This is a genomic window from Pseudomonas sp. AC070 (genome assembly GCF_979258635.1).
In genome coordinates this window covers 1,538,374-1,559,266 of sequence record NZ_OZ409871.1, presented here as the reverse complement: position 1 = coordinate 1,559,266, position 20,893 = coordinate 1,538,374, and the positions used below count along the sequence as shown (strand labels likewise).

General features: G+C 61.7%; 23 protein-coding genes and 1 riboswitch. Of the genes, 14 read left to right on the top strand and 9 right to left on the bottom strand.

Features of this window, described 5'->3' with window-relative positions; all coding sequences use genetic code 11:
• Positions 1 to 70 precede the first annotated feature (70 nt).
• Together ACZZ0Q_RS07020 and ACZZ0Q_RS07015 are read right to left on the bottom strand one after the other, a co-directional pair.
• Complete coding sequence (locus tag ACZZ0Q_RS07020; RefSeq protein ID WP_463560400.1) at positions 71 to 1,747, bottom strand: serine/threonine protein kinase; 1,677 nt, start codon at positions 1,745 to 1,747, stop codon at positions 71 to 73.
• Between the two features lie 142 nt (positions 1,748 to 1,889).
• The gene (locus ACZZ0Q_RS07015; protein WP_463539607.1) at positions 1,890 to 2,684 is read right to left on the bottom strand and encodes a Stp1/IreP family PP2C-type Ser/Thr phosphatase; all 795 of its coding nucleotides are present in this window, start codon (positions 2,682 to 2,684) and stop codon (positions 1,890 to 1,892) included.
• A gap of 277 nt (positions 2,685 to 2,961) precedes the next feature.
• Between ACZZ0Q_RS07015 and ACZZ0Q_RS07010 the strand changes: the two genes are divergently transcribed.
• The 3 genes from ACZZ0Q_RS07010 (at position 2,962) to ACZZ0Q_RS07000 (ending at position 4,405) form a co-directional block, all read left to right on the top strand.
• Positions 2,962 to 3,663 carry a YebC/PmpR family DNA-binding transcriptional regulator gene (locus ACZZ0Q_RS07010; protein ID WP_463539608.1) on the top strand — a complete coding sequence of 234 codons (702 nt, stop codon included), beginning with the start codon at positions 2,962 to 2,964 and terminating at the stop codon, positions 3,661 to 3,663.
• A gap of 98 nt (positions 3,664 to 3,761) precedes the next feature.
• On the top strand, positions 3,762 to 3,989 hold the full coding sequence (locus ACZZ0Q_RS07005; RefSeq protein WP_463539609.1) for a hypothetical protein: 228 nt from the start codon (positions 3,762 to 3,764) through the stop codon (positions 3,987 to 3,989).
• Positions 3,986 to 4,405: a DUF3010 family protein gene (locus ACZZ0Q_RS07000; RefSeq protein ID WP_463539610.1), complete on the top strand. Its 420-nt coding sequence runs from the start codon at positions 3,986 to 3,988 to the stop codon at positions 4,403 to 4,405. Before ACZZ0Q_RS07005 ends, ACZZ0Q_RS07000 begins: the two co-directional genes overlap by 4 nt.
• Here ACZZ0Q_RS07000 and ACZZ0Q_RS06995 read toward each other — a convergent pair.
• Genes ACZZ0Q_RS06995 through modA form a run of 4 tightly spaced genes read right to left on the bottom strand, consistent with a single transcriptional unit; the run spans position 4,387 to position 7,241 of the window.
• The gene (locus ACZZ0Q_RS06995; RefSeq protein WP_463539611.1) at positions 4,387 to 4,695 is read right to left on the bottom strand and encodes a hypothetical protein; all 309 of its coding nucleotides are present in this window, start codon (positions 4,693 to 4,695) and stop codon (positions 4,387 to 4,389) included. The two genes, ACZZ0Q_RS07000 and ACZZ0Q_RS06995, sit on opposite strands and share 19 nt — an antisense overlap.
• A gap of 24 nt (positions 4,696 to 4,719) precedes the next feature.
• Positions 4,720 to 5,799 (bottom strand): molybdenum ABC transporter ATP-binding protein, encoded by a 1,080-nt coding sequence (gene modC, locus ACZZ0Q_RS06990; RefSeq protein WP_463539612.1) that lies wholly within the window; start codon positions 5,797 to 5,799, stop codon positions 4,720 to 4,722.
• On the bottom strand, positions 5,796 to 6,473 hold the full coding sequence (gene modB, locus ACZZ0Q_RS06985; protein ID WP_463539613.1) for a molybdate ABC transporter permease subunit: 678 nt from the start codon (positions 6,471 to 6,473) through the stop codon (positions 5,796 to 5,798). The genes modC and modB overlap by 4 nt, the downstream gene beginning before the upstream one ends.
• 12 nt (positions 6,474 to 6,485) lie before the next feature.
• Complete coding sequence (gene modA / locus ACZZ0Q_RS06980; protein ID WP_463539614.1) at positions 6,486 to 7,241, bottom strand: molybdate ABC transporter substrate-binding protein; 756 nt, start codon at positions 7,239 to 7,241, stop codon at positions 6,486 to 6,488.
• A 225-nt stretch (positions 7,242 to 7,466) separates the two neighbouring features.
• On the opposite strand from modA, the gene ACZZ0Q_RS06975 reads away from it, so the two are divergent.
• On the top strand, positions 7,467 to 8,252 hold the full coding sequence (locus ACZZ0Q_RS06975) for a TOBE domain-containing protein (protein WP_463539615.1): 786 nt from the start codon (positions 7,467 to 7,469) through the stop codon (positions 8,250 to 8,252).
• A 22-nt stretch (positions 8,253 to 8,274) separates the two neighbouring features.
• Here the strand turns inward: ACZZ0Q_RS06975 and ACZZ0Q_RS06970 are convergent, their stop codons facing one another.
• Positions 8,275 to 9,150 (bottom strand): crotonase/enoyl-CoA hydratase family protein, encoded by an 876-nt coding sequence (locus ACZZ0Q_RS06970; RefSeq protein WP_463539616.1) that lies wholly within the window; start codon positions 9,148 to 9,150, stop codon positions 8,275 to 8,277.
• A gap of 140 nt (positions 9,151 to 9,290) precedes the next feature.
• Here ACZZ0Q_RS06970 and ACZZ0Q_RS06965 point away from each other — a divergent pair, with 140 nt between their 5' ends.
• The 3 genes from ACZZ0Q_RS06965 to ACZZ0Q_RS06955 all read left to right on the top strand — a co-directional run bounded on the left by ACZZ0Q_RS06965 (position 9,291) and on the right by ACZZ0Q_RS06955 (position 10,745).
• Positions 9,291 to 9,716: a GNAT family N-acetyltransferase gene (locus ACZZ0Q_RS06965; RefSeq protein ID WP_463539617.1), complete on the top strand. Its 426-nt coding sequence runs from the start codon at positions 9,291 to 9,293 to the stop codon at positions 9,714 to 9,716.
• 85 nt (positions 9,717 to 9,801) lie between these two features.
• Positions 9,802 to 10,182, top strand: a complete 381-nt coding sequence (locus ACZZ0Q_RS06960) for a hypothetical protein (protein ID WP_463539618.1) — start codon at positions 9,802 to 9,804, stop codon at positions 10,180 to 10,182.
• A gap of 194 nt (positions 10,183 to 10,376) precedes the next feature.
• Complete coding sequence (locus ACZZ0Q_RS06955; protein WP_122493767.1) at positions 10,377 to 10,745, top strand: hypothetical protein; 369 nt, start codon at positions 10,377 to 10,379, stop codon at positions 10,743 to 10,745.
• Positions 10,746 to 10,794: 49 nt separating this feature from the next.
• Here the strand turns inward: ACZZ0Q_RS06955 and ACZZ0Q_RS06950 are convergent, their stop codons facing one another.
• Positions 10,795 to 11,064, bottom strand: a complete 270-nt coding sequence (locus ACZZ0Q_RS06950) for a DUF2188 domain-containing protein (RefSeq protein ID WP_122493768.1) — start codon at positions 11,062 to 11,064, stop codon at positions 10,795 to 10,797.
• Between the two features lie 372 nt (positions 11,065 to 11,436).
• On the opposite strand from ACZZ0Q_RS06950, the gene ACZZ0Q_RS06945 reads away from it, so the two are divergent.
• The gene (locus ACZZ0Q_RS06945) at positions 11,437 to 11,604 is read left to right on the top strand and encodes a con-10 family general stress protein (RefSeq protein ID WP_122453574.1); all 168 of its coding nucleotides are present in this window, start codon (positions 11,437 to 11,439) and stop codon (positions 11,602 to 11,604) included.
• A 103-nt stretch (positions 11,605 to 11,707) separates the two neighbouring features.
• Here ACZZ0Q_RS06945 and ACZZ0Q_RS06940 read toward each other — a convergent pair whose 3' ends face one another.
• Positions 11,708 to 12,151, bottom strand: coding sequence for a hypothetical protein (locus tag ACZZ0Q_RS06940; protein ID WP_463539619.1), 444 nt, complete (start codon positions 12,149 to 12,151; stop codon positions 11,708 to 11,710).
• A 319-nt stretch (positions 12,152 to 12,470) separates the two neighbouring features.
• Positions 12,471 to 12,576: riboswitch (guanidine-I (ykkC/yxkD leader) on the top strand.
• Positions 12,577 to 12,630: 54 nt separating this feature from the next.
• On the opposite strand from ACZZ0Q_RS06940, the gene ACZZ0Q_RS06935 reads away from it, so the two are divergent.
• The 6 genes from ACZZ0Q_RS06935 (at position 12,631) to uca (ending at position 20,746) form a co-directional block, all read left to right on the top strand.
• Positions 12,631 to 13,698: a putative urea ABC transporter substrate-binding protein gene (locus ACZZ0Q_RS06935; protein ID WP_463539620.1), complete on the top strand. Its 1,068-nt coding sequence runs from the start codon at positions 12,631 to 12,633 to the stop codon at positions 13,696 to 13,698.
• A 116-nt stretch (positions 13,699 to 13,814) separates the two neighbouring features.
• Positions 13,815 to 14,630 carry an ABC transporter permease gene (locus ACZZ0Q_RS06930; RefSeq protein WP_463539621.1) on the top strand — a complete coding sequence of 272 codons (816 nt, stop codon included), beginning with the start codon at positions 13,815 to 13,817 and terminating at the stop codon, positions 14,628 to 14,630.
• Complete coding sequence (locus ACZZ0Q_RS06925) at positions 14,627 to 15,430, top strand: ABC transporter ATP-binding protein (protein ID WP_463539622.1); 804 nt, start codon at positions 14,627 to 14,629, stop codon at positions 15,428 to 15,430. The genes ACZZ0Q_RS06930 and ACZZ0Q_RS06925 overlap by 4 nt, the downstream gene beginning before the upstream one ends.
• A 2-nt stretch (positions 15,431 to 15,432) precedes the next feature.
• Positions 15,433 to 16,161, top strand: coding sequence for an urea amidolyase associated protein UAAP1 (locus ACZZ0Q_RS06920; RefSeq protein WP_463539623.1), 729 nt, complete (start codon positions 15,433 to 15,435; stop codon positions 16,159 to 16,161).
• A 10-nt stretch (positions 16,162 to 16,171) separates the two neighbouring features.
• On the top strand, positions 16,172 to 16,807 hold the full coding sequence (locus tag ACZZ0Q_RS06915) for an urea amidolyase associated protein UAAP2 (protein WP_463383407.1): 636 nt from the start codon (positions 16,172 to 16,174) through the stop codon (positions 16,805 to 16,807).
• Between the two features lie 267 nt (positions 16,808 to 17,074).
• Positions 17,075 to 20,746, top strand: coding sequence for an urea carboxylase (gene uca / locus ACZZ0Q_RS06910; RefSeq protein ID WP_463560398.1), 3,672 nt, complete (start codon positions 17,075 to 17,077; stop codon positions 20,744 to 20,746).
• Positions 20,747 to 20,893: the final 147 nt, after the last annotated feature.

Below are 20,893 nucleotides of genomic sequence, written 5' to 3'. Positions count from 1 at the left end.
CAAACGGGAGCGATTAATCGTTAACGCGAGGCCCGCCGGAGCCCCGCGCAACAGGGGTGTCACTTTGCCACTAGTTGAAGAGTTTATTCCACAAGCGTTTGACGACGTTCGGATTATTTTCTTCAGCGGTCGTTGTCGGTGCGCTCTTCGCAGCGCTGGCGGGGGCACGCGCTGGTTTGGCGGCGGCGAGCGCGGCTTTCTTCTTCGCGGCAGCACGCGCCGCAATTTCGGCCTCGGTTTTGCGCACCCGCTCTTCATGGCCATTGAGGCTGGCGAGGAGTTTTTCGTTTTCGGGCTGCGCTTCCAAACCGCTTTTGATCAGTTGCAGGGCCTGGTCATATTGCAGCTTGTCGTAGGCCACTTCGCTCAGGTCGAGGAACCGTTCAGCCACCGCTTGCAGCCCCGTCATTGCTTGCTCGTTACCCGGCGACCAGCCCAGCACTTGCTGGTAGTAGAACACCGCATTGTTGCCTTCGGGTTGCAGCAGGTGGTCTTCGCTGGCGGCCTTTTGCGCCAGGTTCAGGCTGTTGGCGATGCGCGCTTGCAACACGCGCTGCAAACCATCCAGCGCCTCGTCGTTGTTTTGGTCGATCAGCAGCACTTGGCGGTAGAAGTAATCGGCGTTGTGCTCCGCTGGCTCAACCAGCTTGCCCTCGTTGAGGCTCAGTTCGCCCTGGGTCAGCAGCGCAGCGATTTTCTGTTGTTGCTGATAGTGGTAACCGCCCACCCCGGCGCCGCCAGCCACCAGCACTACCACCAACGCCGCGACCCAGAGGGCCCGCTTACTACGCGGGGCGCGCGGTGCTTTAGGTGGTTTTGGGGGTTTGGCTGGTTTAACCGCTGCCACATTGGCTGGCGCAGTTTTCACCGCTGCAAGCTTGGCCGTGCGCTCAGGCTTTTCAGCCTTGATGGGCACCACTTTGGCGATGCGGGTGTGGTCCAGTTCCTGTTCGTTCAACTCGGCCAGACTCGCCAGCAACACGTGGCAATCGGCAAATCGTTCATCGGGATTTTTCGCCAACATGCGGCTGAGCAAGTGCTGGTATTGACGCAGGTGATCCGGCAACTCCGGCGCGTCCATTTGCACGTGGTTCATCACGGTCTGGGTGTAGCTCGAACCCTTGAACGGATTAGTGCCGGTCAGCATCTCCAGCAAAATAACGCCGAGGCTGTAGATGTCGGTGCGCGCATCCAGCGGCTCGCACTGCGTTTGCTCGGGGCTGCTGTACGCCGGGCTGCCGACCGCCACGTTGAATTGGGTCAGCTCACTGTTGATGTCCAGCTCTTTGGCGATACCGAAGTCGGTGATTACCGCCGTGCCGTCGGCGCGAAAGAGGATATTCGCGGGCTTGATGTCGCGGTGCACCATGCCTTTGTCATGCACAACGGCCAGGCCGCTGGCGATTTGCCGAACGATGCTCAGCGCGCGCTGCGGCTCGAACACTTCGCCTTTGTGCTGGGCCAGGTCGCCGCCCGCCACGAATTCCATGGCCAGGTAATAGCGGCCATCGGGCAACTGGTCGATGTCGTGAATAGTAATGATCGAGGGGTGATGCAGCGAGGCAACGATGTGCCCCTCTTTTATAAAGCGCTTGCTGAAGGCTTCGTCGTCGGCACTGAGCAGCACCTTGATCGCCACTTGGCGGTGCAACGATTCCTGGGTCGCCAGGTACACCTCGGCCATACCGCCTTTACCCAACCGGCCATGCACGAGGTAACCGGGAATTTCTAGCAAGCTGTCATTCATAAGAAGGTGGTACGCGTCTTGTAGTTATCGGCCCAGAAGCTCTAGGTCAGGGGGGCGAAGAAAAATCGGCAGTGCCGCCAACCAGGTATCACGAAAAGCCTGGGAAGGTTCGCTCAGATTCGGCGCATTTTCCAACAAACTGTCAGAGTTTTCCTAGATTCAAAAGTTTCCTGAGGAAACTTTGCGGGCGTTGATTCGCGCCCATTTGTTCCACGACTGCGAGACCGATCACGATGCAGGAAATATTGTCGCGCCCGCCCGCCTCGTTTGCCGCCGCGATCAGTTGCTCCACCACCTCATCCAAGGTGCTGGCGCCAGCGCATACGGCCTGAATATCTTCGTCGCGCAATTCGCCGCTGAGGCCGTCGCTGCACAGCAGTAATAACTCGCCGGGCGCCAGGCTGCCCTGCTCCACGCTCACTTCCAGCGTTTGCTGGGCCTGGCCGAGACAACGGGTGACCACGTTGCGCCGCGGATGATGGCGCGCCTCTTCAGCGCTGAGTTCGCCGGCATCCACCAGGCTTTGCACCAGGCTGTGGTCGCGGCTGAGCTGGGCGATGCCCTGGGCGCTGAGGCGATAGGCGCGGCTGTCACCGACCCAGGCCAGTTCGAACGCGGCGCCATTGAAGCGCGCCGCCACCAGGGTGGTGCCCATGCCGGCGGACTCAGGGTCTTGCTCGCCGGCGGCAATAATCGCCTGGTTGGCACTGTGGGTGGCGGTGTCCAGTGACTCGCCGGCCTGCACTGCGTCGAGCAACGTATCCAGGGCAATGGCGCTGGCCACCTCGCCGCGCTGATGCCCGCCCATGCCGTCGGCCACCGCCCACAGCTGCAACGCGGGGCAGCACAGCAGCGAATCCTCGTTGTGCGTACGCACGCGACCGCTGACCGAAAGCGCTGCATAACCGAGCGAGACAGGGGCAAAGGGAGTAGGCATAGGCCGATGGCGGACCGTTTGAGAAGTGGATATCAAATTAAGCGACGTCGAATCATGCGACCCCGCCACCGGGCTGTCATCGCTTTTACGCAAAAGTGTTAAACAGTCGAGCCTTGGCCATGCGACAGACAACTCGATTTGAGGGGGTGCCAGCGCGCGGCAGAGCGACTAAAATCGGCAACCTTATTTCGTCGCCCTGGTTTTACTGCCCGCTCACCGGCCCCGTAAACACCGCGCCACGACCCGCTTACCAACCAGTCAGAGCAAGAGAGCCAGCATGGGCGCACAGTGGAAAGCCAAACCTAAAGAAGCCGCCGCCAACGCCAGAGGCAAGATTTTTGGTCGTTTGGTGAAAGAAATCATGATCGCCGCGCGCAATGGCGCCGATCCGGACCTCAACCCCAAGCTGCGTTTGGCCATCCACCAGTCGAAAAAGGCCTCGATGCCCAAAGACACCCTTGAGCGCGCCATCAAAAAAGGCGCCGGTCTGCTGGGCGACACCGTCACCTTCCACTCGGCCACCTACGAAGGCTTCGCCCCGCACCAGGTGCCGGTGATCATTGAATGCCTTACCGACAACATCAACCGCACCGTCGCTGAAATTCGCGTGCTGTTCCGCAAGGGGCAAATGGGCGCGTCGGGTTCGGTGACCTGGGATTTCGACCACGTCGGCATGATCGAAGCCAGCCCTGAAGGCGACGCCGACCCCGAACTGGCCGCCATCGAAGCGGGCGCGCAAGATTTCGAACCGGCCGAAGAAGGCGCCACGCTGTTTATCACCGAACCCACCGACCTCGACGCCGTTAGCCGCGCCCTGCCCGAGCACGGCTTTACCGTGAACTCGGCGACCCTCGGCTACCGCCCGAAAAACCCAGTGACCTCGCTCACGCCTGAACAACTGGAAGAAGTCGAAGCCTTCCTCGAAGCCCTCGACAACCATGACGACGTGCAGAACGTGTACGTCGGCCTGTCGGGCTGATCGCAACAGCCGCTCCTACACCCAACCGGTAGGAGCGGCTTCAGCCGCGATTCCTGGAAACACCGTTCCACCTTTATTACCTCTCCCGGACTTCCCCAATGACCACCCAAACACCTTCGCCCGATCAGCCAGACCAACCGAGCGAAGTGGACGCCACCGTCGACGCCTCAGCGAAAAAGCCTGGCTTTAGCTTTCCCTTCTCGGCGTTCGCCAAAGGCGCTAAAGACAACATGCCACTGGGCTATAAGCCGATCGACAAATCTAATCACGACAAAAAGCCCGGCCGCGCGCCCAACGGCACCCGTCGCTCGATGGGCAAACGTTGAGCAGCGTCGTTGCCGGCCTGCTGCTGAAGGCCAACGAAGCGCGAATCGTGACGCTGGCGGGCACGCGGGCGAGCCACGTGTTGGTAGCCGAGAAAATGAATAAGTTGGCCGTGGTCAAGAACCCGACCCGCGAAGACGTGGCGGCATTCGTGCAGGCGCTGACGGCGTTCTGTAGTGCCAACAAAGTGGAAAAACTGGTGCTCAACCGCCGCGCCACCAGCGGGCAAGGCGCAGGCGGCGCCGGCACGTTTCTAATGGAAGGTGTGGTGTTGGCCAGCTCGCCGGTGCCGGTGGACTTCGTTCACCCCGCCACGCTGAAAGCCACCGAGCGCAAAGCCGGTGACAGCAAGGCGCAGAAACCGGCCACTGTAGACTTGGGCAAAGCCTACGACCTGGCTTACGAAGGCCTGCTGTAGGCCGCGTCCGCGCCGATGAAAAAATCGGCCAGGCGTTCAATCAGCAGCGGTTTGCTGTGGGTTAACCAGCGTTTGGCCGCGCGCTCTTGCCATTCTTCGGCGCGATCCAGGCTATGGCGCGGCACGAAATCGGCGAGGAACAGGCCCAGGCTCAGCAGGTTGATGTCGTGCCCGGCCACGGTGATTTTTTCCAGCAGCTCATGCAATGCCGCGCGCAGTTCCGGCGACCAATGCTGACCGGCGCAAATCCGCTCTTCCAACGCGCGACAGGTGTCGAGGCGTCCCAGCATCTGCCCCCTCCTCCTCGTTAAGGTTTAGGCCAGCACCGCGACAGACTTCACCTGCGCCCACAGTGCCTGGCCGATATTCAATTCAAGCTGATCCCGGGAAAAACGCGTGATCCGCGCCAGCAATGGCGTGCCTTGCATGTCCAGTTGCACCAGCACATGGGCGCTGTTTTGCGCCGCCACTTCGGCTACAACTGTTACGGGCAATACGTTGAGAATACTGCTGTGCAGCGGCTTTTCCAGCGCCAGGCTGACATCGCGCGCCTGCACCTTGAAGCGCATCGGCTTGCCTTGCGCCAACGGCCCATGGGCCACCTGAATGCGCAACGTGCTGCCGGCGAAACCCAGGCTGAGCAACTGATAGTTGGGGTCGTAGTCACACACGTGCGCCTGCACCACCACGCCAGCGTCGTCGCCTTGGGCCATAGGCAGGTCGAGGCGCGACAACAACTTGCCCACCGGCCCGCTGGCCCGCACGCGTCCGTCCTCAAGCAGCACCATATGATCGGCCAGCCGCCCGACTTCGTCCGGCGCATGGCTGACGTACAGCACAGGAATATCCAGCTCGTCATGCAGGCGTTCCAGGTACGGCAGGATTTCCTGTTTGCGCTTGTAGTCCAGCGCCGCCAGCGGCTCGTCCATCAGCAGTAACTTCGGGCTGGTCAGCAACGCCCGGGCAATACCTACGCGCTGGCGCTCGCCGCCGGAAAGATGCGCCGGCATGCGTTCCAGCAAACGTTCGATGCCTAATAATTCGACCGCCTGAGCGAGCTTCACCCGTTGCGCGGCGGCGCCAATGCGCTTGAAACCAAAGGTCAGATTGGCCTGCACCGACAGGTGCGCAAACAGGCTGGCCTCCTGAAACACATAGCCCAACGCGCGCTGGTGCACCGGCAAGAAAAAGCCCGTGGCGCTGTCCTGCCACAATTCGCCGTTCACCCGCAGATAACCCGTGCTGGCACGCTCCAGTCCGGCCACGCAGCGCAAACAGGTGGTTTTCCCCGAGCCGGATTCGCCGAACAGGGCGGTAACGCCACGGCCGGGCAATTGCAGGTCGACGTCCAGACTGAACGGCGAATAATCCAGCCGAAACCGCGCTTCAATCATCGCACCACCGCCTTGCTACCTTTGGCCTGCAGCAGCAGCAATATCGCGAACGAGAACACCAGCATGCCGCCCGCTAGCCAATGGGCCTGGGCGTATTCCATGGCTTCGACGTGGTCGAAAATCTGCACCGACACCACCCGCGTTTTCTCCGGAATGTTGCCGCCGATCATTAGCACCACGCCGAACTCACCAATGGTGTGAGCGAAGCCGAGAATAGACGCGGTTAAAAACCCCGGTCGCGCCAACGGCAACGCCACGTTGAAGAACGTATCGAGCGGACTGGCGCGCAGCGTGGCCGCCACTTCCAGCGGCCGTTCGCCAATCGCCTCGAACGCGGTTTGAATCGGCTGCACCACAAACGGCATGGAATAAAACACGGAGCCCACCACCAAGCCCGCAAAGCTGAACGGCAGAATGCCCAAGCCCAGGCTTTGGGTCAGTTGCCCGATAACGCCGTTTGGCCCGAGGGTGATCAGCAAATAGAAACCGATCACCGTCGGCGGCAGCACCAGCGGCAACGCCACCACCGCAGCCACCGGCCCCTTGAGCCGCGAGCGGGTTCGCGCCAGCCACCAGGCGATAGGCGTGCCGATGATCAGCAGCAACACGGTGGTTACCGTCGCCAATTGCAGGGTCAGCCAAATGGCCGCGAAATCCGAGCCTGTCAGGGTCATTCCGGGTAACTCTTAAAGCTGATAGCCGAAGGATTTGATCACCGCAGCGGCTTTAGCCCCGTGCAAGTAATCGACCAGCGCTTTGGCGGCGGCGTTGTCTTTGCCCTTGTTCAAAATCACCGCGTCTTGCTTGATCGGCTCATGCAGGCTGGCCGGCACCAACCAGGCGGAACCGCTGGTGACCTTGCCATCTTTGTACACCTGAGACAGCGCCACGAAACCCAACTCGGCGTTGCCGGTGGAAACGAACTGCAAGGCCTGGGTGATGTTCTGGCCTTCCACCAGCTTGGGCTTCACTGCATCGGTCAGGCCCAACTTTTCCAGCACCTGGGTAGCGGCCAGGCCATAGGGCGCAGCTTTCGGGTTGGCGATGGCCAGGTGGTTGAACGCGTTTTTCTTCAACACCTCGCCTTTGCTGTCGACGTAGCCGTCTTTGGCCGACCACAGCGCCAGCGCCCCAATCGCATAGGTAAAGCGCGAGCCCGGCACCGTTTCGCCTTCGCTTTCCAGCTTGGCTGGCGTTGCATCGTCGGCCGCCAGGAACACTTCAAACGGCGCGCCATTTTTGATCTGCGTATAGAACTGGCCGGTGGCGCCGTAGGAAGCGACCAACTTGTGCCCGGTGTCTTGCTCGAAATCAGCCGCCAGGGCTTGAATCGGCGCGGTGAAATTCGCGGCGACGGCCACTTGCACCTCATCGGCGAACACGCTGCTCAGGGCGAGCGAGGCGGACAGGGCAACAACCAGGCGAGAGAGAGGCAATGTCATAAACAACTCCTTTGTAGGGGCAAGTTCCAGCGAAGAGGACCATCACCAAACACAAGCGCTATGTTCGGAACTATATAGCGGTGAACGGAGTGGCGGATAGCGATCCGGTAAAAACGACGGGCGCATCTTTGAAAATATCTGACCACCAAGTCAAGTTACGAATTTCGCCCGCGCAAAATTCGGGTGCTACCATCCCCGCCACCCTGCTTGAGCAAGCTGCCGTCAATGAAACTCGAAGGCCAATTCTGGATCACCCACAACGGCAACGACGTCGCGGGCGAAGCGCGCATCGCCCTGCTGCGGGCCATCGACGCCACGGGCTCGATCAGCCAGGCGGCCAAAGCCGTGGGCATCAGCTACAAGTTTGCGTGGGATTCCATCGACGCCATGAACGGCGCGGCCGGCAGTCCGCTGGTGGCGCGCAGCGCCGGTGGCAAAGGCGGCGGCGGCACCCAACTGACCGAGGCCGGGCGCGCCTTGATCGCCAGCTACCAGCGTTACCAGCAAGAGCACCAAGCGTTCTTGCAACGCTTGGGCGACGACGCTGGCGTGTCGAGCTTGCTGGAATTCATGGAGCGTCTGCGCATGAAAACCAGCGCGCGCAATCAGCTGTTCGGCACCGTTGCCGGCATTCACAACGGCGAGGTCAACGACCTCATTGAGTTTCAGCTCAACACCGGCGAAAGCCTTACCGCCTCGATTACAAACGACAGCACCACGCGCCTGGAATTGCAGCCGGGCGTGGCGTTGTATGCGCTGATCAAAGCCTCGTGGGTGCAACTGCTGGCGCCCGACACCAACGCAGCGCAACCCAGCGACAACCTGCTGCACGGCGAAGTACGCGAACTCATCCGTGGCGCTGCAGAGACTGAGGTGTCGCTCACCCTGGCCGGTGGCGCCACGCTGGTGGTGGTATTGAGCAACGCTGAGGCCGACTTATTGCAGCTAGCGGTGAATCAGCCCGTCGCGGCCCTGATCAAGGCCGCGCACATGATCCTCGGTCGGCTCTGAGCGGGCGCTATTTCCGCTACGGCTATTTCCACCATGGATAGAACGACGGCATGGCATTGGCCGATTGTTCGCCGTAGTCGGCCGGACGCTTCTCCAGAAACGCCTGAACGCCCTCTTTACCACCGCCGATGCTGGTGTAGAACATGCCGAGCGAATCAACCTTGTGCGCCTCAAGCGGGTGGGGCTGAGCGGCGTTGCGGTACATCATCTGCCGCGTCAGGGCGATGGCCACCGGGTTGTGCTTGGTAATGCGCCGGGCGATCTTGTAGGCCTCTTCCAGCAGCTGATCAGCCGGCACCACGGCTTTTACAAAGCGCCCCTGCAAGGCTTCTTCCGGCTTGAGAATGTCGCCGCTGTACACCCACTCCAGCGCTTGCGAAATGCCGACGATGCGCGGCAAAAACCAGCTCGAACACGCCTCCGGCACGATGCCGATCTTGTTGAACACAAAACCGATGCGCGCGTGCTCGCTGGCCAGGCGAATGTCCATGGCGCAGGTCATGCTCGCGCCAATGCCCACGGCCGCGCCATTGATGGCGGCGATTACCGGTTTCTTGCACTCAAAAATGGCCAGGGTCACCCGCCCGCCTGTGTCACGAACGCCGTCGCGAATGGCTGGGTCGTCGAGGCGCGTTTGCATGTCGTCCAGGGTCGGCTTCTGGCTTTCGTCCAGGCCGAATACGTTGCCGCCTACTGACAAATCCATGCCGGCGCAAAAAGCGCGGCCGGCGCCGGTGACCACAATGGCCCGAACCTCTTCGTCGTCGCTGGCACGGTTAAACGCATCGATCAGCTCGTGAGCCATCTCTACCGTGAACGCGTTGAGCTGTTCGGGGCGATTGAGGGTCAGGGTCAGAATGTTCTCGCTTACCTGGTAACTGAGGGTGTTGTAGGACATGCGCCGCTCCTGGCAAAACCATTGGGGTTCCTATCATGCCTAGCCAGACAGGGCGCGCCCCGGCGACTCGTAGGGCATTTGTGCCAAGGCGAACGGGGTAAATGATTTAATAGCGGCGTTTTTCTCAGTGCTTATCCGCCATGTCTGACCTCATCTACTGCGCCCTGCCCGCCGCCCTGCGCCCATTGCTGAACAAGTTCTATCGCGCACATCGCTCGGCCATGCGAGCGGGCGCAGACGAGCAGCTGTGGGTGGCGAAAGAAACCGAAATTGTTGCGGCGCTGAGCTTGCGCAGCATCGGTTCGCACGCGAACGAAGGTGTGTGGTTAACCGGCCTGTTCGTGGCGCCCGCCTTGCGCGGTGGCGGCATCGCCAGCCACCTAGTGAATGCCGCATGCACCGAGGCGAGCGGCCCGGTGTGGTTGTTTTGTCATCCCACGCTTGGCGACTTTTATGCGCGTCTAGGCTTTAGCCCGTGCCAAGCGCTGCCGGCTTCTCTGGCTGAACGACTCAGCCGTTATCAACGAACAAAAACGCTCATCGCCCTGCGCCGCGATAGCCAGTGATTGGCAAGCGGTTGTCGGCTGTTACACTACGCGCCGCGCGGCCTCGGCTGCCTTCGCCCCACATCGTTTGCGTGTCAGGAACAGCATGAAAATCGACAAAAAAACCGCCATTGCCCGCCGTAATCAACAACTCGGCAGCGCAGTGCTCGGCGTCAACAACACGCACTTTGCGACCATCAACCTGAACAAAAACATCTGGTGGTTCGACATTCCCGTCGGCCGCCTGAAAATCGGCCAGTACGAGTGGGTGCACCTGCTGATGCACAACCACGTGACCGATGAGCTGCACCACCTGCGCGTGCCGACCTTGTATTTGCGCACCCATGAAGACGGTCTGGTGACGCGTAACAAAGGCAGCCGCAACGCTACGGTTAGCCTTGAGCTGTCGGCGGATCGGGATTCGCTGTTTCAGGATGTACGGCCGACCGGGACGGGCGTGAAGTTTGCGGAATTTGTGCAAGCCTGAGTGGGTGACCTGAAATCTTCGTTTGCAGGGATCGCGGCTAAAGCCGCTCCTACAGACTGCGTCCGGCCTGTGGCCGCAGTTGGTCCGGCGCCATCCCTTACAAAACCTTTACACCGCGCCCCGGCACTTCCCTGACAACGAAAAGTCTTACAGATACCCCGGATTCATCTCACCCGGGTATTCAGGAGACAACCATGTTCAGTCTGCCCAAAGTTGCCCTGCTGTTAGGCAGCCTTGCCCTCGCCGGGCAAGCGTCCGCCCACGGTGGAGACGGTGGACCTTTCGTTTTAGGCGCCGTGGTCGGTGCCGTGGTAGGCGGCGCCGTGGTCGCCTCGCAGCGGGCTCCGGTGTATGTCGAAGCCCCGCCGCCACCGCCCGTTGCTTACTATCCGCCGCCACAACCGGTATACGCACAGCCTGTGTACGCGCAGCCCGTGTATCCGCAGCCGGTTTATTACCAACCGGTGGTGGTGCAAGCGCCGCGCTATTACGGCCCGCGTTATTACGCTCCACGGCCGGTGTATTACGAGCCGCGCGGTTATGGTCACCACGGTCGCTGGTAATCGCCTCGCAGGAAAAAGCCCGCCCATTCGGCGGGCTTTTTTATGGGCGTCAGCCGGAGGAAGCGTCGTCCTTGGCGCGCTCGTTTTCTTCTTGCCACCTGGCCCAACGGGCGGGCATTACTCGCCCCGCCAGGTACGACTTTTCTTCGGTAGTGCCGTCTTCGTTATGAATGATCAATGTCGCGTCTTTGCCGCGTAAGAACCGTTCGGTTTCCTGAAGTAGGCGCGCTTTGGTCAGCGCACGTTTAGAGGGGCGGGTTGCGCCTTTTTTGATGAGTTGCCAGCCCTCTGGCACACGGTTGATGTGGTAGTCGCCCATGCCGTCTATATCCCTGAATCACTTGCCCGTCAGTACCCGGCCGCTACGCCTAGTGCTTGAGGGGTTTTATCGGTGTGTGAAACATCCGAGCAAACTGCCATCGCGGCAGTTCCGTGTAAGGGATGGGCGGTCATGCGTGCTGTTTTATTGGCCCTTAATAGCTTAAAAACAGCTCGCCATAGTTGCTAAACGCCAATTGCGCAAGTGCAGCGGCTAATAAAGACTCAAATGCGAAGTTGCACTTTAATATCAAAAAACCGTTTGTCGCCAACGACTTAAATTGAGCCGAACGAATATCCGGCGTTCCCCTTCAGAGTTCCTGTAAGGCCCCAGCGGGTTTTGCGACTACTTTATAGAAAAGGAGAAACCAACATGCCTACCAACAAAAACCCCGGTAACTTCGCAAATGATCGGGCGCGGGCTTCGGAAGCAGGACGCAAAGGTGGTCACAACAGTGGCGGCAACTTTGCCAACGACCCGCAGAAAGCGTCCGAAGCAGGCCGCAAAGGCGGTCAAGCCAGCCATGGCAATAAAAGCTGACTGACCGCTAGACCAAGCAGTACCTACATTCACCAGCCAGCTGTTGGTTGAATGCACAGAGGCCCGCGACAGCGGGCTTTTGTTTGCGTCAGAGAAAGGATGATTAGCGGTTGCGCTGGCGCCAGTCGCCGTGACCGCTGCGGTTGTCGCTGCGCTGCTCGGAGCGACGATCATTGCCACGGTGGCCGTCTCGGCGACGGTCATCGCGGTCACGGGCGTGGTGGCGATCACGGTCGCCGTTATACCGGTGCGGCGCCGGGTAGTAGCCGCGCGGCGGTTGATTCCAACCGTTGTAAACCGGGCCTCGGCGTGGCGCGCTGTAGTAACGCGGCGCTGGTGCCGGCCCGTAATAACGGGGAGCCGGTGCGCGGTAATAGCGCGGCGCTGAATACACTTCGTAGCGTTGAACGTATGGCGCGCTGTACACCGTGCCGTAACCACCGGAACGACCGTAGCTGCGGTCGTAATTGTCGTCGTAGTCATAACCCGCACAACCCGCCAAAAACAGGCCAATCAGACCAAGTAGCAGGGTTCGATAACGCATCATGGCAGCCTCCTGAGACCGCATGGGAACCGAGCGGCGAATGCCGTTCAGCAGTGTTCCCACGGTCTTGGACAGCACAGATTCCGCCCGGCTTGCTGTAGGGCGATTCATATTCCATTGCCATTTATTTCATACGCGCACCAAAGCGCAGCACACCACTAGCCTGCGCCTCGTTTTCGCGCACGCCCTGCCCTTCTTCTCATTCCAACAAAGAGCCCGAGCCCCGCCTGCGCTGGCGCGGCGCAACTTGGCACGGCTCTCGCTTTAGCTCCGGTGTGCAGGATTAACCGGGCAGTTGCCTGGGTACGCGGCACCACAATTCGCAATGGATGACTAGGGTTCCGGCTAGCGCTTAAAACGCTCAGTGACTGGTCCGAGAGTTATCGACCTCCAGTGAGGTTACACGGCGGGACAAAAGCCCGGGAGACGAACGCCACGCCGCGTTGCGCCTGCCCGCTTTTATCTCGAACTGGAGGTTTTACATGCGCAAGTCCCCGTTATTCGCCCTCGTTCTCGCCGGCCTTGCCGCCACGTTCAGTTTCAGCGCCCAGGCTGCCCCGAAAGAAAAATTCAGCGTCTGCTGGACCCTCTACGCTGGCTGGATGCCGTGGGAATACGCAGCCGCCGAAGGCATCGTTGATAAGTGGGCGAAGAAGTACAACATCGCCATCGACGTGGTGCAGCTCAATGACTACGTCGAGTCGATCAACCAGTACACCGCCGGCCAGTTCGATGGCTGCACCATGACCAACATGGACGCCCTGACCATTCCCGCCGCCGGCGGCGTTGATTCCACCGCCCTGGTGGTCAGCGACTTCTCCAACGGCAACGACGGCATCGTGCTCAAAGGCAAGGGCAAAACCCTGGCCGACCTCAAGGGCCAGCCGGTCAATCTGGTCGAGCTTTCGGTTTCCCACTACCTGCTGGCGCGCGGGCTGGAAACGGCCGGCATGAGCGAAAAAGACCTCAGCGTGGTGAACACCTCCGACGCCGATATCGCCGCTGCCTTCAACACCAGCGAAGTCAATTCGGTGGTGACCTGGAACCCGATGCTGGCCGAAATCAAAGCCCAGCCCGATACCACTGAAGTGTTCAACTCCAGCCAGATTCCCGGCGAGATCATGGACATGATGGTGGTCAACACCGCCACCCTCAAAGACAACCCCGCCCTGGGCAAAGCCCTGACCGGCGCCTGGTTCGAAATCATGGAACTGATGGCCAGCGACACCCCGCGCGCCACCGCCGCGCTGGAGCACATGGCCAAGGCCTCGGGTACAGATCTAGCCGGCTTCAAGTCGCAACTGGCGACCACCAAACTCTTCTACACCGCCAAAGACGCCCTGGCCTTCGCCACCAGCCCACAACTGCCGGAAACCATGAGCAAAGTCGCCAATTTCTCCTTCGCCCATGGGCTGCTCGGTGAAGGCGCCAAAGACGCTGGCGCGGTCGGCATGAGCTTCGCCAAAGACGTGGTCACCGGCGACAGCGGCAACATCAAACTGCGCTTCGACCCGAGCTACGTGCAGATGGCGGCGGACGGCACGTTGTAACGCTGCCTGACGATGAACTCGACAAAAACCTCCGTCATTCCCGCGCACGCGGGAATCCAGAGTGTTGCAGGTGAAGGAAATGGTCGGGGCAACCCGATCCCAAATTCGAGACCCCCATGCGCCTGATCAATCGCCACCCCGACGGTGCCGGCCGACTGCTGCTGATTCTGCTGCCGTTCGCGCTGGTGCTGTTCGCCTACTTCACCGGCTCCTCGGCGCGGTTGGCGGACAACCCCAATGACAAGCTGCTGCCCAGCGCCGTGCAAATGACGGACGCGGTCAAGCGCATGGCGTTTACCGAAGACAAACGCAGCGGCGGTTATCTGCTTTGGCAAGACACCGCTTCCAGCCTGCAACGCCTTGGCATGGGCCTGGGCATCGCCGCCATTATCGGTCTGTGCCTGGGCATCGCCGCTGGCACCCTGCCGCTGTTCAGCGCGCCGCTGTCGCCACTGCTCACAGTGCTGTCGATGGTGCCGCCGCTGGCGATCCTGCCGATTCTGTTTATCGTTTTCGGCCTCGGCGAGCTGTCGAAAGTCATGCTTATCGTCATCGGCATCACGCCGGTGTTGGCGCGGGATCTGGAACAACGGGCGCGGGAAATTCCGGCGGAGTTGCTGATCAAGGCGCAAACCCTCGGCGCCTCGACCTGGACGTTGATTCTGCGGGTGATCCTGCCGCAACTGCTGCCGCGCCTGCTCATCGCCTTGCGCCTGGTGCTCGGTTCGGCCTGGCTGTTTCTGATTGCCGCCGAAGCCATCGCTTCCACCGACGGCCTCGGCTACCGCGTGTTTCTGGTGCGCCGCTACATGGCCATGGACGTGATTCTGCCGTACGTGGTGTGGATCACCCTGCTCGCCTGGCTGATGGACCTGGGCCTCAAGCGCCTGACTCAACTGGCGTTCCCTTGGTATGAAGGGGCGAAGGCATGAGTGCGTTCATTGAAGTTAGAAACGTCTGGCAAACCTATGGCGACCAAGTGGTTCTAGAGAACCTCAACATCACCGTCGCCGAAGGTGAGTTCTGCACGTTGGTGGGCACCTCGGGCTGCGGTAAATCCACGTTCTTGCGTTTGCTGTTGGGCCAGGAAGTGCCGAGCAAAGGGCAGATTCTGCTAGGCGGCCAACAGCTGGTCGGCGAGCCGGATGCCAGCCGTGGCGTGGTGTTTCAGCGCTACTCGGTGTTCCCGCATTTATCGGTGCTGAACAACGTGACGCTGGGTCTGGAGCTGCCGCGCTCGCCGCTGCTCGGGCGCCTGTTCGGCCGGGCCAAACGCGACGCCCGCGAGCAAGCCGCCGAGCTATTGAAAAAGGTCGGCCTCGGCCATGCGCTGGATAAATACCCGACGCAGCTTTCCGGCGGCATGCAACAACGGCTGGCCATCGCCCAGGCGCTGATCATGCAACCGCGCGTGCTGCTGCTCGACGAACCCTTCGGCGCGCTTGATCCCGGCATCCGCAAAGACATGCACGCGCTGCTGCTGGAGCTGTGGCGCGAAACCAAGCTGACCGTATTTATGGTCACCCACGACCTGTCCGAAGGCTTCACCCTCGGCACCCGCATTCTGGTGTTCGACAAGGTTCGCCACGACCCGCACGCGCCCAACGCTTATGGCGCGCGCATCACCTACGACATTCCCCTGAACCCCGACCGCCGCGCCACCCGCGCCGCCGTCGACGCCCTGCCGGCGCATGTCACCGGCAGCCTGCATTCCGTCTACCAAGGAGCCTGATCATGACCAGTGCCTTGAGCCTGCGCCCCAGCCTGTATGAAGAAACCGTACCGGGCGGCGGCCACACCTCGTTCGTGCTTAAACGTGGCCACGTGCTGCGCATTACCGACCTCGAAGGCGGCGCCAACGTCAGCCTGATGCTGCTCAATGCCGCTGAGAAAAGTGAGCGATTGAACCTGCCCGACAGCCTCAAAGGCCAGCACACGGCCAAGCTCACGGTCGGCCATTGCCTGTACTCAGACATGGGCCGCGTACTGGCCGCCATCACCGCTGACACCTGCGGCTGGCACGACAGTTTTGGCGGCGTGCTGAACGCCGCCGAGGTGCAGGAAAAGTACGGCACCGGCCGCTATCAGGAACTGCGCAACGGCTTTTTCCGTAACGGCGTCGACAACCTGTTGGTGGAAATGGGCAAGTGGAACCTCAACCTGCAAGACCTGCTCATGACCCTCAATCTGTTCAGCAAGGTCACGGTTGATAGCGACGGTTGCTTCGCGTTTGCCGAGGGCAACTCCAAGGCCGGCGACTACGTCGAGCTGTACGCGCCGATGGACACGTTAGTGGTGCTCACCGCCCTGCAACACCCCATGGACCCCAACCCCGACTACGCGCCCAAGCCGGTGCAACTGAGCTTCAGCAAAGTGGCTGAAGACGGCATCAGCGTGCTCTGCCGCACCTCGCGTCCGGAAAACGGCCGTGGCTTTTACAACACCGAACGTCTGTACATCTGAGGGCCCTACCATGTCGCTAACCCACAGCCCCCGCCATGAAGAAGCCGCCGTTTACCGCGCCACCATCGCCGCCGGTGAGCCGTTCCTGAAGGAAGTCAAAGCCGGGCAAACCTTGCGCCTGCTCGACCTGGAGGGCAACCAGGCGGTCGACACCTTGTTCTACAGCGCCCGCAACCCACGCGAGCGCTACGACGTGCAGCGCACTCTGCGCAAACAGAACCGCGTGTACCTCACCACCGGCACCGTGCTGTATTCCAACCTCGGCAACCCGCTGCTGACCATCACCGCCGACACCTGCGGGCGCCACGACACCCTCGGCGGCGCCTGCGCGCAAGAGAGCAACACCGTGCGCTACGCCCTCGACAAACGCTACATGCACAGCTGCCGTGACAACTTCCTGCGCGCCAGCCTGCACGACGGCCGCCTGAACAAAGCCGACATCAGCGCCAACATCAACTTCTTCATGAACGTGCCGGTTACGCCCGAAGGCGGGCTGACGTTCGAAGACGGCATTTCCGCGGCTGGCAAATATGTCGAACTGGTCGCGCACATGGACGTGATCGTGCTGATTTCCAACTGCCCGCAACTGAACAACCCCTGCAACGGCTACAACCCGACGCCCGCTGAGTTTTTGGTATGGGACTGATTCGGCGGTGGTTGTTTGCGCTGTGTCAGAGCCGCAGTGGGCAGGTTTTGCAGGTGAGCTCCCCTCGCCCGCTTGCGGGAGAGGGGCTGGGGGAGAGGGCTGCGTCTGACGCAGATTCAAAACCCTCTCCCTAACCCTCTCCCCTGTCCGGGCGACCGCAGCGGGCAGAGGGGACCGACCGAGTAAAGCATTTACACCGCGGACGACCGCCGGTGCACACCCAAATACAGCGGGACGGCCCGCCTCCCCTTTCGAGGGCTTAACGCCATGTTCACCAAACTGCTGATCGCCAACCGTGGCGCCATTGCCTGTCGCATTTTGCGAACCCTGCGCGCGCTTGAGGTGCAGGGCGTGGCCGTGTATTCCGAGGCCGACGCCGCCAGCCTGCATATTCAGCAAGCCGACGAAGCCTTCAGCCTCGGCGAAGGCGCGGCGGCAGGCACGTATTTGCAGGTGCAGAAAATTCTTGCCGTGGCCCAGCAAACCGGCGCCCAGGCTATTCACCCCGGCTACGGCTTTCTCTCGGAAAACGCCGCCTTTGCCGAAGCCTGCGAAGCGGCCGGCATTGCCTTCGTTGGCCCCACGCCGGAACAGCTGCGGGTGTTTGGGCTTAAGCACACGGCGCGCGCCCTGGCCAAACAGCACGGCGTGGCCATGCTTGAAGGCACCGAGCTGCTGGAAAACCTCGACGCCGCCCTAGTGGCGGGCGAACAGGTTGGCTACCCAGTGATGCTGAAAAGCACTGCGGGCGGCGGCGGCATCGGCATGCGCGTGTGCCGTTCGGCCGATGAATTGAGCGAGGCGTTCGACGCGGTCAAACGCTTGGGCCAGAACAACTTCAGCGACGCCGGCGTGTTTATCGAGAAATACATCCAGCGCGCCCGCCACCTGGAAGTGCAGGTGTTCGGCGACGGCGCCGGCGAGGTAATCGCCCTCGGCGTGCGCGACTGTTCCGTGCAACGGCGCAACCAGAAAGTGCTGGAAGAAACCCCAGCCACCAACCTGCCCGCCGGCATGGCCGACGAACTCTGCGCCGCCGCCATCAAGCTGGCCAAGGCGGTGAACTACCGCAGCGCCGGCACCGTCGAGTTCGTCTACGACAGCGAAGCCAGCCAGTTTTATTTCCTCGAAGTGAACACCCGCTTGCAGGTCGAACACGGCGTGACCGAGCAAGTGTGGGGCGTGGATCTGGTCAGCTGGATGATTCAACTGGCCGCTGGCGACCTGCCGCCGCTGAGCGAATTGAGCGCGAACCTGCGCCCGAACGGCCATGCCATTCAAGCGCGGTTGTATGCCGAAGATCCGGGCCGCGATTTTCAGCCGAGCCCAGGCCTGCTAACCGCCGTGCAGTTCCCGCCGGCCGATGGCAAAACCCTGCGCATCGACACTTGGGTAGAGGCCGGCTGCGAAATTCCGCCGTACTTCGACCCCATGATCGCCAAGCTCATCGCCTGGGCGCCGACCCGCGAAGAAGCCAGCGCCGGGCTCTACAACGCCTTGGGCGACAGCCTGCTGTACGGCGTGGAAAGCAACCGCGACTACCTGCGCCAAATCATCAAGGATGCCCCGTTCGCCAGCGGCAATCCCTGGACCCGCTGCCTCGAGCAATTGGTCTACAAGGCCGACACCTTCGAAGTGCTCGGCGCCGGCACGCAAACCACCGTGCAGGACTACCCCGGCCGCCTCGGCTACTGGGCCGTTGGCGTACCGCCGTCCGGGCCGATGGACAGTCTGGCGCTGCGTCTGGGCAACCGTTTGCTTGGCAATGAAGAAGGCGCCGCCGCGCTGGAAATCACCATGAGCGGCCCGACGCTGCGCTTTAACACTGATGCGGTAGTAGCCGTTACCGGCGCTGACATTCCCCTGAGCCTCGACGGCGCGGCGCAACCGATGAACACCGCGCTGCTGGTCAAAGCCGGCAGCACGCTGACCCTCGGCACCATCGCCGGGGCCGGCGCGCGCAGTTACCTGTGCCTGCGCGGCGGCCTGCAAGTGCCGGATTATCTGGGCAGCAAAAGCACCTTCACCCTCGGCCAATTCGGCGGCCATGGCGGCCGTGCCTTGCGCGCCGGCGATGTGCTGCATATTCCGGCGCTCACCGACGCGAGCCACGGCGCCGCCCTAGACGCCGAGCTGTGCCCGCCGCTGCCAGCGGTGCGCAGCATCCGCGTGATCTACGGCCCCCACGGTGCGCCGGAATATTTCACGCCCGAGTACATCGACACCTTCTTCGCCACGCATTGGGAAGTGCACTTCAACTCCAGCCGCACCGGCGTGCGCCTGATCGGCCCGAAACCGCAATGGGTGCGTGAGAGCGGTGGTGAGGCGGGACTGCATCCGTCGAATATCCACGACAACCCGTATGCCATTGGCGCCGTGGACTTTACCGGCGACATGCCGGTCATCCTCGGCCCGGACGGCCCGAGCCTGGGCGGGTTTGTGTGCCCGGTGACGATTATTGAGGCAGACCTTTGGCAGCTGGGGCAGTTGAAGGCTGGGGATAAGGTGCAGTTCACGCCGGTCAGCATTGGCGAAGCGCGTTTGCTTGCAGCGACGCCGCTTTGCTCCCCTCGCCCGCTCGCGGGAGAGGGGCTGGGGGAGAGGGCCGGTGCCAACATTGATCCCACAATCCAAAGCCCCTCTCCCCAACCCTCTCCCACAAGTGGGAGAGGGGGCCGACTTGAGTTGGTTTCCCCCATCGTGCTCGACCTCGGCGACAAGGACACCCGCCTCGTCGCCCGCCTTTCCGGCGACACCCATTTGCTGGTGGAAATCGGCGCGCCAGAGCTGGACCTTGTGCTGCGCTTTCGCGGCCATGCGCTGATGCAGGCGCTGGAAGCCAAGCAATTGAACGGCGTGATCGACCTGACGCCGGGCATCCGTTCGCTGCAAGTGCACTACCAGCCGGAAACCCTCAGCCTCACCGATTTGCTCGGCATCATCGCCGGCGAGTGGGACGCGGTGTGCGCGGCGCAGAACCTGGAAGTGCCGTCGCGCATCGTGCATTTGCCGCTGTCGTGGGACGACCCCGCGTGCCAGTTGGCCATCGAAAAATACATGACCACCGTGCGCAAAGACGCGCCGTGGTGCCCGAGCAACCTGGAGTTCATCCGGCGCATCAACGACCTGCCCAACCTCGATGAGGTGTACCGCACCGTGTTCGAGGCCAGCTATCTGGTCATGGGCCTGGGCGACGTTTACCTCGGCGCACCGGTGGCCACCCCGCTGGACCCGCGCCACCGGCTGGTGACGACCAAGTACAACCCGGCGCGCACCTGGACGGCGGAAAACTCGGTGGGCATTGGCGGCGCCTACATGTGCGTGTACGGCATGGAAGGCCCCGGCGGCTATCAGTTCGTCGGCCGTACGTTGCAGATGTGGAACCGCTACCGCGAGGTCGAGGCGTTCGACGGCAAACCTTGGCTACTGCGCTTCTTCGACCAGATTCGCTTCTACCCGGTGAGCGCCGAAGAACTGCTGCAAATTCGCAAAGACTTCCCTCTCGGCCGCTACCCGCTGCAGATCGAACACAGCGTGCTCAACCTCGCTGACTACCAGGAATTTCTCGCCAAGGAAGCCGACACCATCGGCGCCTTCCGCCGGCAGCAACAAGGCGCCTTTAACGCTGAACGCGAACGCTGGATCGCCAGCGGCCAGGCGCATTTCGACAGCGAAGAAGCGGTAGCCGAACTCGGCGAAGACGCCCCACTCGCCGTGGGCCAACACAGCATCGAAAGCCATATCGCCGGCAACCTTTGGCAAGTGCAGGTCGAGGCCGGGCACAGCGTCAAGGCTGGCGACGTGCTGGTGATATTGGAGTCGATGAAAATGGAAATTCCGCTGCTGGCGCCGCGTGACGGGGTGGTGAAGGAAGTGCGCGTGCAGCCGGGCTCAGCGGTCAGGGCTGGGCAGCGGGTTGTTGTGCTGGAGGAAATCTGAGGTCGAAACAAACTCAACGGCTTTGCTCCCCTCTCCCGCTCGCGGGAGAGGGGCCGGGGGAGAGGGCTGCGTCCGACGCAATATTAAAAACCCTCTCCCTAACCCTCTCCCGTAAACGGGCAGAGGGGACAAATCGCGTTTCGCTCG

What these genes read in the sequence shown, in the direction of transcription:
- ACZZ0Q_RS07020 (WP_463560400.1), bottom strand. Translation starts at nt 1,747, where the DNA reads ATGAATGACAGCTTGCTAGAAATTCCCGGTTACCTCGTGCATGGCCGG.
- ACZZ0Q_RS07015 (WP_463539607.1), bottom strand. Translation starts at nt 2,684, where the DNA reads ATGCCTACTCCCTTTGCCCCTGTCTCGCTCGGTTATGCAGCGCTTTCG.
- ACZZ0Q_RS07010 (WP_463539608.1), top strand. Translation starts at nt 2,962, where the DNA reads ATGGGCGCACAGTGGAAAGCCAAACCTAAAGAAGCCGCCGCCAACGCC.
- ACZZ0Q_RS07005 (WP_463539609.1), top strand. Translation starts at nt 3,762, where the DNA reads ATGACCACCCAAACACCTTCGCCCGATCAGCCAGACCAACCGAGCGAA.
- ACZZ0Q_RS06995 (WP_463539611.1), bottom strand. Translation starts at nt 4,695, where the DNA reads ATGCTGGGACGCCTCGACACCTGTCGCGCGTTGGAAGAGCGGATTTGC.
- modC (WP_463539612.1), bottom strand. Translation starts at nt 5,799, where the DNA reads ATGATTGAAGCGCGGTTTCGGCTGGATTATTCGCCGTTCAGTCTGGAC.
- modB (WP_463539613.1), bottom strand. Translation starts at nt 6,473, where the DNA reads ATGACCCTGACAGGCTCGGATTTCGCGGCCATTTGGCTGACCCTGCAA.
- modA (WP_463539614.1), bottom strand. Translation starts at nt 7,241, where the DNA reads ATGACATTGCCTCTCTCTCGCCTGGTTGTTGCCCTGTCCGCCTCGCTC.
- ACZZ0Q_RS06975 (WP_463539615.1), top strand. Translation starts at nt 7,467, where the DNA reads ATGAAACTCGAAGGCCAATTCTGGATCACCCACAACGGCAACGACGTC.
- ACZZ0Q_RS06970 (WP_463539616.1), bottom strand. Translation starts at nt 9,150, where the DNA reads ATGTCCTACAACACCCTCAGTTACCAGGTAAGCGAGAACATTCTGACC.
- ACZZ0Q_RS06965 (WP_463539617.1), top strand. Translation starts at nt 9,291, where the DNA reads ATGTCTGACCTCATCTACTGCGCCCTGCCCGCCGCCCTGCGCCCATTG.
- ACZZ0Q_RS06960 (WP_463539618.1), top strand. Translation starts at nt 9,802, where the DNA reads ATGAAAATCGACAAAAAAACCGCCATTGCCCGCCGTAATCAACAACTC.
- ACZZ0Q_RS06955 (WP_122493767.1), top strand. Translation starts at nt 10,377, where the DNA reads ATGTTCAGTCTGCCCAAAGTTGCCCTGCTGTTAGGCAGCCTTGCCCTC.
- ACZZ0Q_RS06950 (WP_122493768.1), bottom strand. Translation starts at nt 11,064, where the DNA reads ATGGGCGACTACCACATCAACCGTGTGCCAGAGGGCTGGCAACTCATC.
- ACZZ0Q_RS06945 (WP_122453574.1), top strand. Translation starts at nt 11,437, where the DNA reads ATGCCTACCAACAAAAACCCCGGTAACTTCGCAAATGATCGGGCGCGG.
- ACZZ0Q_RS06940 (WP_463539619.1), bottom strand. Translation starts at nt 12,151, where the DNA reads ATGATGCGTTATCGAACCCTGCTACTTGGTCTGATTGGCCTGTTTTTG.
- ACZZ0Q_RS06935 (WP_463539620.1), top strand. Translation starts at nt 12,631, where the DNA reads ATGCGCAAGTCCCCGTTATTCGCCCTCGTTCTCGCCGGCCTTGCCGCC.
- ACZZ0Q_RS06930 (WP_463539621.1), top strand. Translation starts at nt 13,815, where the DNA reads ATGCGCCTGATCAATCGCCACCCCGACGGTGCCGGCCGACTGCTGCTG.
- ACZZ0Q_RS06925 (WP_463539622.1), top strand. Translation starts at nt 14,627, where the DNA reads ATGAGTGCGTTCATTGAAGTTAGAAACGTCTGGCAAACCTATGGCGAC.
- ACZZ0Q_RS06920 (WP_463539623.1), top strand. Translation starts at nt 15,433, where the DNA reads ATGACCAGTGCCTTGAGCCTGCGCCCCAGCCTGTATGAAGAAACCGTA.
- ACZZ0Q_RS06915 (WP_463383407.1), top strand. Translation starts at nt 16,172, where the DNA reads ATGTCGCTAACCCACAGCCCCCGCCATGAAGAAGCCGCCGTTTACCGC.
- uca (WP_463560398.1), top strand. Translation starts at nt 17,075, where the DNA reads ATGTTCACCAAACTGCTGATCGCCAACCGTGGCGCCATTGCCTGTCGC.